This window comes from Mycobacterium sp. 1245801.1 (assembly GCF_001673055.1).
Taxonomy (GTDB): domain Bacteria; phylum Actinomycetota; class Actinomycetes; order Mycobacteriales; family Mycobacteriaceae; genus Mycobacterium; species Mycobacterium europaeum_A.
Map to the genome: position 1 here is coordinate 1 of NZ_LZKY01000097.1, position 8,022 is coordinate 8,022.

Annotated in this window: 10 protein-coding genes; 5 read left to right on the forward strand and 5 right to left on the reverse strand. The window is 67.8% G+C overall.

The annotated features are described in order from the left end of the window. Nucleotides 1-110 (reverse strand): FAD-dependent oxidoreductase (locus A5622_RS28955; protein WP_156752859.1); only part of this gene is annotated, 110 nt, incomplete at its 3' end. Between the two features lie 285 nt (nt 111-395). On the opposite strand from A5622_RS28955, the gene A5622_RS05865 reads away from it, so the two are divergent. Beyond that, nucleotides 396-2,063, forward strand: a complete 1,668-nt coding sequence (locus A5622_RS05865; RefSeq protein WP_066877275.1) for a nitrite/sulfite reductase — start codon at nt 396-398, stop codon at nt 2,061-2,063. A 7-nt stretch (nt 2,064-2,070) separates the two neighbouring features. Then, nucleotides 2,071-2,787, forward strand: coding sequence for a sirohydrochlorin chelatase (locus tag A5622_RS05870; RefSeq protein ID WP_066877277.1), 717 nt, complete (start codon nt 2,071-2,073; stop codon nt 2,785-2,787). Here the strand turns inward: A5622_RS05870 and A5622_RS05875 are convergent. Continuing rightward, entirely contained in the window at nt 2,784-3,734 is a 951-nt protein-coding gene (locus A5622_RS05875) for a LysR family transcriptional regulator (RefSeq protein WP_066877279.1), read from the reverse strand. The two genes, A5622_RS05870 and A5622_RS05875, sit on opposite strands and share 4 nt — an antisense overlap. A gap of 164 nt (nt 3,735-3,898) precedes the next feature. Here A5622_RS05875 and fdxA point away from each other — a divergent pair, with 164 nt between their 5' ends. Beyond that, entirely contained in the window at nt 3,899-4,225 is a 327-nt protein-coding gene (gene fdxA / locus A5622_RS05880; RefSeq protein WP_066871453.1) for a ferredoxin, read from the forward strand. 13 nt (nt 4,226-4,238) lie between these two features. On the opposite strand, the gene A5622_RS05885 is transcribed toward fdxA, so the two are convergent. Continuing rightward, nucleotides 4,239-4,595: a type II toxin-antitoxin system HicB family antitoxin gene (locus tag A5622_RS05885; protein ID WP_066871448.1), complete on the reverse strand. Its 357-nt coding sequence runs from the start codon at nt 4,593-4,595 to the stop codon at nt 4,239-4,241. Between the two features lie 235 nt (nt 4,596-4,830). Here A5622_RS05885 and A5622_RS05890 point away from each other — a divergent pair, with 235 nt between their 5' ends. Continuing rightward, nucleotides 4,831-6,123 (forward strand): alpha/beta hydrolase, encoded by a 1,293-nt coding sequence (locus tag A5622_RS05890; protein WP_066877281.1) that lies wholly within the window; start codon nt 4,831-4,833, stop codon nt 6,121-6,123. A gap of 3 nt (nt 6,124-6,126) precedes the next feature. On the opposite strand, the gene A5622_RS05895 is transcribed toward A5622_RS05890, so the two are convergent. Together A5622_RS05895 and A5622_RS05900 are read right to left on the reverse strand one after the other, a co-directional pair. Further along, complete coding sequence (locus A5622_RS05895; RefSeq protein ID WP_066871441.1) at nt 6,127-6,606, reverse strand: hypothetical protein; 480 nt, start codon at nt 6,604-6,606, stop codon at nt 6,127-6,129. Nucleotides 6,607-6,644: 38 nt separating this feature from the next. Then, nucleotides 6,645-7,079, reverse strand: a complete 435-nt coding sequence (locus A5622_RS05900) for a protease inhibitor I42 family protein (protein ID WP_066871438.1) — start codon at nt 7,077-7,079, stop codon at nt 6,645-6,647. A 99-nt stretch (nt 7,080-7,178) separates the two neighbouring features. On the opposite strand from A5622_RS05900, the gene A5622_RS05905 reads away from it, so the two are divergent. Further along, a partial coding sequence (locus tag A5622_RS05905; protein ID WP_066877283.1) for a Na+/H+ antiporter occupies nt 7,179-8,022 on the forward strand: 844 nt, incomplete at its 3' end.

Consider the following 8,022-nt stretch of genomic DNA (forward strand, 5'->3'; position numbering starts at 1 on the left):
CCCTCAAACACCACCGGCGCCAACTGCGCCCGCGCCGCATACAACGCCGCGGTATACCCAGCAGGACCCGAACCAATAACGATCACGTCGTGGACGTCGGAGGTGCTCATAAGCGGCCACACTACTGCGAATCCGGCAAACGCCGGCCCAATCCCGCTGGCCGCCAAGGCAAAGACGTGAAGCAGCGCACACAACGCGCGGTTGTGCCTTCACAACACATGACCTCTACTGACGCCGTCGTAACTGGTGCACCATGGAAATCGCGACCCGTGGGTCCAACGACGAACTTGCGGGTGCCAAAAGACCCAACATCATCGCGATGCCGCGGCCCGACAGCCCATCCTGTGGCCGCATAACCGCAGACAATGCGTCGCCGCGAGGAATGAGAACGCCATATGACCACCGCACGTCCCGTCAAGACACGCAACGACGGTCAGTGGGCCCTGGGCGATCGCGAACCGCTCAACCACGCCGAGCAGTTCAAGTCCGACGACGCGCCGCTGAACGTGCGCGACCGCATCATCAACGTCTACGCCAAAGAGGGCTTCGACAGCATCGCCAAGGACGACCTGCGCGGGCGGTTCCGCTGGATGGGCCTTTACACCCAGCGCGCGCAGGGCTACGACGGCAGCTGGACCGGTGACGAGAACACCGACAAGATCGAAGCCAAGTACTTCATGATGCGGGTCCGCTCCGACGGCAAGGCGATGACCGCGCACACGATGCGCACCCTGGGCCAGATCTCCACCGAATTCGCCCGTGACACCGCCGACATCAGCGACCGGGAAAACCTGCAGCTGCACTGGGTCCGCATCGAGGACGTCCCCGAGATCTGGCGCCGGCTCGAATCCGTGGGGCTGCAGACCACCGAGGCCTGCGGCGACTGCCCGCGTGGCATCCACGGGTCGCCGCTGGCCGGCGACTCGCTCGACGAGATCCTCGACCCCTCGCCCGCAATCGACGAGATCGTCCGCCGCTCGCTGAACAACCCCGAGTACGCCAACCTGCCGCGCAAGTACAAGACCGCGGTGTCCGGTTTGCAGGACGTCTCCCACGAGACCCACGACATCGCGTTCGTTGGCGTCAACCACCCCGAACACGGGCCCGGCCTGGACCTGTGGGTGGGCGGCGGCCTGTCGACCAATCCGATGCTGGCCCAGCGCCTTGGCGCGTGGGTGCCGCTGGACGAGGTCGCCGACGTCTGGGAGGGCGTCACCCAGCTGTTCCGCGACTACGGGTACCGGCGGCTGCGCGCCAAGGCCCGGCTGAAGTTCCTGGTCAAGGACTGGGGCGTGGAGAAGTTCCGCGAAGTTCTCGAACAGGAATACCTCAACCGCCGGCTGATCGACGGACCGGCGCCCGCGCCGGTCAAGCACACCATCGACCACGTCGGGGTGCAGCGGATCAAGAACGGGCTCAACGCCGTTGGCGTAGCGCCGATCGTCGGGCGGGTGACGGGTAGCACCCTGTCGGCGGTGGCCGACCTGATGGAGAAGGCCGGCTCCGACCGGGCCCGGTGGACGCCCTTCCAGAAGCTGGTCATCCTCGACGTTCCCGACGACAAGGTCGACGAACTGGTCGCCGGCCTGGACGCGCTGGGCCTGCCGTCACGGCCGTCGTCGTGGCGCAAGAACACCATGGCCTGCACCGGAATCGAGTACTGCAAGCTGTCGTTCGCCGAAACACGGGTGCGCGCACAGACTTTGGTGCCCGAGCTGGAACAGCGCCTGGCCGACGTCGATTCCCGGCTCAACCTGCCGATCAGCGTGCACCTCAACGGATGCCCCAACTCGTGCGCCCGAATTCAGGTGGCCGACATCGGATTCAAGGGCCAGTGGATCGACGACGGCGACGGCAACTCGGTCGAGGGCTTCCAGGTGCACCTCGGCGGCGGCCTGGGCGAGCAGAGCGGCTTCGGCCGAAAACTGCGCCAGCACAAGGTCACCAGCGCCGAACTGGGCGACTACATCGACCGGGTCACCCGCAAGTACCTGGACGGCCGCCAGGACGGCGAGACGTTCGCCTCCTGGGCGCTGCGCGCCGACGAGGACGAGCTGCGCTGAGGATTCGATGAACACGCTCGTACTCACCGCGCACGGCAGCCGCGACCCCCGGTCGGGCGCCAACGCCGAAGCCGTGGCCGACCGTCTCTCGCGGATGCGGCCGGACCTCGGCGTGCGGCTGGCGTTCCTGGAACTCAACGCCCCAAACTTCGTCGACGTGCTGGCCGGGTTGCCGGACAGCCGCCGCGCGGTGGTCGCCCCCTTCCTGCTGGCCAGCGCCTATCACGCGCGGTTGGACATTCCCCAGCAGATCGCCGACGCCCGAGCGCACGGCGTCCGGCAGGCCGACGTGCTCGGCGAGGACGATCGGCTGGTCTCGGTGCTGCGCGAACGCCTCGCCGAGGTCGGGGTGTCGCCACACGACGACGATCTCGGGGTGATGGTGGTCGCGATCGGCTCGTCGAACCTTGCCGCCAACGCGCGCACCAGGAAAGTGGCGGGCCGGCTGGCCGCCGGAACCCAATGGGCCGCGGCCACAACCGCATTCGCCACCCGGCCCGAGGCGTCGGTGGCGAGTGCTGCCGACCAGTTGCGCCGCCGCGGCGCGCGCCGGCTGGTCATCGCGCCGTGGTTCTTGGCGCCCGGCTTCATCACCGACGGCGTGTCAAAGTTCGCCCGCGACAACGACATTGCGATGGCGGCGCCGCTGGGGTCGCACCGGCTGGTGGCCGAGACGGTGCTGGACCGCTACGACGAGGCGCTGGCCGACGACGCCGCGGCCTAAGCTTTCGCAGCCGCGGTGCGGCTGGTGATGTGGCTGAGCAGGTCGCGGATCGCCCCGGGCGGCGGCGTTCGTCCGCCGATCCAGATCGCCCGAAACTTGCGCCGCAGATCCAACTCCGGGATGTTGATCGCGTATAGCCGCCCGTCCGCCAGGTCGTCGGCGACCGCCAGCCGGCTCATGGTGGCCGGGCCCGCGCCGGCGAGCACGGCGGCGCGCATGGCCGCCGCGGAAGTCAGCTCCAGCACGGGCGTGGCCTGCTGCATGTCCTCGCCGAGCACCTTGCGCAACGCGGCCGTCAGCGAATCGCGGATACCCGAGTGGGGTTCCCGGGCCACCAACGGCGTCTGCGCGAGTTCGCGCGCCGTGACCACCCGCGACCGTCGCGCCCACTTGTGATTGGGCGGAACCACGATCACCAGCTCGTCCTCCCCCACCACGCAGCTGCCCAAACCCTTTGGCGTGCCAGGGTTTTCGACAAATCCGAGATCCGCGCTGCCGTCGCGGACCGAGGCGATGGCGTGCTCGCTGTTGGTGGCGGTCAGGATCACCTGAGGAGCGGTGTCGCCGTGCCGCGTCGCCTCGGCCTGCAGGGACAGCAGCCAGTGCGGCATGAGTTGTTCGGAGATGGTCTGGCTGGCCGCCACGCGGATGCGTTCGCGGCCCTCCTTGCGCAGCGAGCCGAGAGCCGCGTCGACCTCGTTGGCGACTTCGAGCAGACGGGTCGCCCAGTCCGCGACGATCAGCCCGGCGGGCGTCAGTTGCGAGCCGCGCGTCGTGCGCACGGCCAGCGTCACGCCGATCTGGGCCTCCATGGTGGCGAGCCGGCGGGAAATGGCCTGCTGGGTCAGCCCGAGTTGGCGTGCGGCCCGCCCGAGGCTGCCGGTCTCGGCGATCGCCAGAAACGCCTCGAACGACGCGAGTTCGGGCAGCCGGGGGCTGAGGGGCATGGGCGACAGCTCACAATCAAATCGTGTGACACAACTATAGCTTGTGACACCACAACGCCGCACCTCTACTCACGCCCGGCACGAGCCGCTAAATTAGCCAGCCTGACCGTGTTTTGACGGCCGCACCCGGCTGACCCCGCTAGCCAGAAGGAAGGACAACCCCCGTGGCCTACGTGATCGCCGAACCCTGTGTGGACATCAAAGACAAGGCGTGCATCGAGGAATGCCCCGTCGACTGCATCTACGAGGGCGCGCGGATGCTCTACATCCACCCCGACGAGTGCGTCGACTGCGGTGCCTGCGAGCCGGTGTGCCCGGTCGAGTCCATCTTCTACGAGGACGACCTGCCCGACGAGCACAGCCAATACCTGCAGATCAACGCCGATTTCTTTACCGAGCTCGGCTCGCCCGGCGGCGCGGCGAAGGTCGGGCTGACCGAGAACGACCCCGCCCCGGTCAAGGAGCTGGAGAGCAGAGCCGAAGCGTCCTAGCCGTCGCGGGCCGCTAATCCCAGCCGGAGAGCCCGAACGTGTCGCTGGGCCGCCGGCCCGAAAGCTGCTGCACCACCCACTGGTTCATCGAGACCTGTTGTTCGGCGGCTTCGACCGCGAGGCGGCTGTGCAGCTCCGGGGAGGTCCTGATCACGATCGTGCCGCTGTAGCGGCGGTCCGCCATGGGGGTCGGAACCGTTTCGCCGGTCGACAACATGATTTCGACGTGGCGGTCGACGGCCGTCTCGATTTCGCCGATGGCCTCTTGCGCGGTCGGCGCTTCGCGCCGCATGAACGGCAATTCGAGACAGGTGCCGACATATTGGCCGTGGTACGGCGACCACGCGACGCGGTAGGTGTAGTGGTTCACGCCGGGTTGGTAGCACGGGTGCTAGCGGTTTCGCGAGTCACTCATCCCCACCCGAAGAGGTGCGCGCGGTGTTGGGGCGAGGCGGCGGGCTGGTGGGCGCGGCACGGCGGGCTGTTGGGTGCGACGGCACGGCGACTGGCGGGTGCGGCACCTCTCCGAGACGACAAAGCCCTTCCCAAATCCGCTAGCAGATGCGCTAGCGAATCCGAGAGTCAGCTACTCGTAAGGTGAGGCCATGCGGACAGCGAGAATCCTCCACGTCATCCGGCACATAGGGGCGGCCGCGGTCACCACCGTCACCGCCGCGTCCACCGTCAACGCCTACCGGCCCTTGGCGCGCGGCGGATTCCCGTCGCTGTACTCCTGGATGTTCGGCCTCGTCGTCACCGAATTACCGCTGCAGACGCTGCTGAGCCAGCTCGCCGGACTGGCGGTGACCGGCCGCCGCATCAACCCGCCGCTGCGCATCATCGCGTGGGTCGTCGCCGGCCTCTCGGCCCTCGGCCTGTTGAACCTCAGCCGCGCGGGCCATCGAGCCAACGTCCCGCTAACCGAGGCGTTGGACGACGGACTGGGGCCCGATCGGCTCACCGAGACGAGGGGTCTGTGGCGCCGGCCCGCCGGCGCCGGCACCGCCAAGACGCCAGGTCTCCTGAGGATGCTGCGGATCTACCGCGACTACGCCCACGACTCCGACATCAGCTACGGCGAATACGGCAGCGCCAACCACCTCGACATCTGGCGCCGTCCCGACCTGGACCCGGCCGGCAAGGCGCCGGTGCTCTTCCAGATCCCGGGCGGCGCCTGGACGACGGGGAACAAACGGGGACAAGCGCATCCGTTGATGAGCCACCTCGCCGAGCTGGGCTGGGTCTGCGTGGCGATCAACTACCGGCACAGCCCGCGCAACACCTGGCCCGACCACATCGTCGACGTCAAGCGCGCCCTCGCCTGGGTCAAAGAGCACATCGCCGAATACGGCGGTGACCCCGACTTCGTCGTCATCACCGGCGGCTCGGCCGGCGGCCACCTGTCGGCGCTGGCCGCGCTGACGCCCAATGACCCGCAGTTCCAACCGGGTTTCGAAGACGCCGACACCCGGGTGCAGGCGGCCGTGCCGTTCTACGGCATCTACGACTTCACCCGATTCGATAAGACGCTGCATCCGATGATGCCGGGGCTGCTGATCAAATCGATCATCAAGCAGAAGCCCGACACGCACCTGCAGACGTTCGAAGCCGCGTCACCGGTCAACCACGTCCATCCCGACGCTCCCCCGTTTTTCGTCCTGCACGGGCGCAACGACTCGCTGGCCTACGTCGAGCAGGCCCGCACGCTCGTCGAACAGCTGCGGAAAACCAGTGTCCAACCGGTGGTCTACGCCGAATTGCCGCTCACCCAACACGCTTTCGACATCTTCGGCTCGGTCCGCGCCGCGCACACCGCGGTCGCCGTCGAGCAGTTCCTCGCCGAAGTCTATGCGGCGCACCTGCGCGCCGATGTGCTTGCGGCGCCGGAGGTTTCGTAGGGGTCAGGCCTTGGGACGCACGCCGGCCGCCCGGTACACGAACACCGGGTCCACCGGCACTCGCAGCGCCGTCCGGGGCAGGGCTTCGAGCACCTCGTCGGGAATCTTCTTCTTGTAGTTGAGCCGCATCGAGCCGCTGAAGGCCGGGTCGACGCCGCGGAGATCGATGTCGATCCCGAGGCCCTTGTTGGTGATGGTGGCCCGCGCCGGACCCTTGTCGGTATCCCAGGGGCAGTCGATGGAGCGCAGGTTGGCGTCACCGCGGGCCGGGAAGGTGGCGACGATCCGCGCGGCGCTGAACGCGAACCCGCCCGTATAGCGGGAGACCCCGGAGGCCGAATACACCCCGGGCACATGGCCACTGAAGTGCCGGACCACCCCGACCCGTCCCGCGCTGAAGGTGATCCCCTCGGCTTCGAGTTCCTCGCGCAACGGCGCGGGCAGCTGGCCGATTTGGGTCAGGTTGCGAAGAAATCCGAACACGACCAGACCGTAGCCCGACGACCGATGAGCCCGCAGCCTTATTGCACGGTGACGGTCAGCGTGTAGGTGCACGCGGGCTTGGCGTCCTTGCCCACAAAGCTGGTGTAGGCCGTGCTGACCGTGGTGGTCCCCGGTTTCAGCGCGCTGAACGTCCACACCTCGGTGCCCGGCGCCCCCAGGGCGTCCGAGGCCGGCTGCTCGAACTCGTGACTGAGCTGCTTGATGACCGACGAGTCGCCGATCCTGGTGTCGGGGTTCCACCGGTAGGGCGTGGTGTAGTTGGAACCCAGCTGCACGATCAGGGTGTTGCCGACGGCGAGGGTGACGGTCTGGGTGATCTCGCTCTGCGTCAGCACGTCGGTCATGGGCACCTGGAGCGTTTTGGTCGACGGCGGGTTCCTGGAGGCGAAGTGGCAGCCCACCACCGTCGACAACATGAGCGCGGCGACTGTCACCAGCAGCCTGACCTTCACCAGATCCCCCTTCGGTGTCGCTCCGGAGCCTAATAGGTCTGATCCAGACCGAAGATAGGCGACGAGGACGCCATGCGTGGCGTCCGGCAGGATGGGCTGGTGTTTGGCCTCGAACTGATCGTTGCCCTGGTGTCCACCGTCATCGTGGGGACGGTCATCGGACGGCGCTACCGCGTCGGCCCCCCGGTGTTGCTCATCTTCCTGGGCGTCCTGGTGGGCCTGATCCCCCATTTCGCGCACATCCATGTCAACGGCGAGATCGTGTTGTTGCTGTTTCTTCCCGCGATCCTGTACTGGGAGGGCCTCAACACCAGCTTCCGCGAGATCCGGGCCAACGCGCGCATCATCGTCTTCCTCAGCGTCGTCCTGGTGATCGCCACCGCGGTCGCGGTGTCGTGGACGGCACGGGCGCTGGGCATGAACCCGCACGCGGCCGGCGTCTTGGGCGCGGTCTTGTCGCCCACCGACGCGGCCGCGGTGGCCGGTCTGGCCAAGAAGCTGCCGCGCCGATCGCTGACGGTGCTCAAGGCCGAGAGTCTGATCAACGACGGCACCGCCCTGGTCCTGTTCGCCGTCAGCGTCAACGTCGCGATCGGCGGGGCCTCGATCACCCCGCCCGAGGTGACCGTCCGGTTCATCGTTTCCTACCTCGGCGGCATCGCCGCCGGCCTGCTGGTCGGTGGCGCGGTGACGCTGCTGCGCAAACGAATCGACGCACCGCAGGAGGAAGGGGCTTTGAGCCTGGTGACGCCGTTCGCGGCCTTCCTGCTGGCTCAGTCGTTGGACTGCAGCGGCGTGGTCGCGGTGATGGTGTCAGCCCTGGTCCTCGCCTACGCCAGCCCGCTGGTGATCCGGGCCCGCTCCAGGCTGCAGTCCTTCGCCTTCTGGGACATCGCGACCTTCCTGCTCAACGGCTCGTTGTGGGTGTTCGTCGGCGTCCAGA

Excerpts from the sequence above, each read along its gene's own strand:
- A5622_RS05870 (WP_066877277.1), top strand. The coding sequence starts at position 2,071 with ATGAACACGCTCGTACTCACCGCGCACGGCAGCCGCGACCCCCGGTCG.
- A5622_RS05865 (WP_066877275.1), top strand. The coding sequence starts at position 396 with ATGACCACCGCACGTCCCGTCAAGACACGCAACGACGGTCAGTGGGCC.
- A5622_RS05875 (WP_066877279.1), bottom strand. The coding sequence starts at position 3,734 with ATGCCCCTCAGCCCCCGGCTGCCCGAACTCGCGTCGTTCGAGGCGTTT.
- A5622_RS05890 (WP_066877281.1), top strand. The coding sequence starts at position 4,831 with ATGCGGACAGCGAGAATCCTCCACGTCATCCGGCACATAGGGGCGGCC.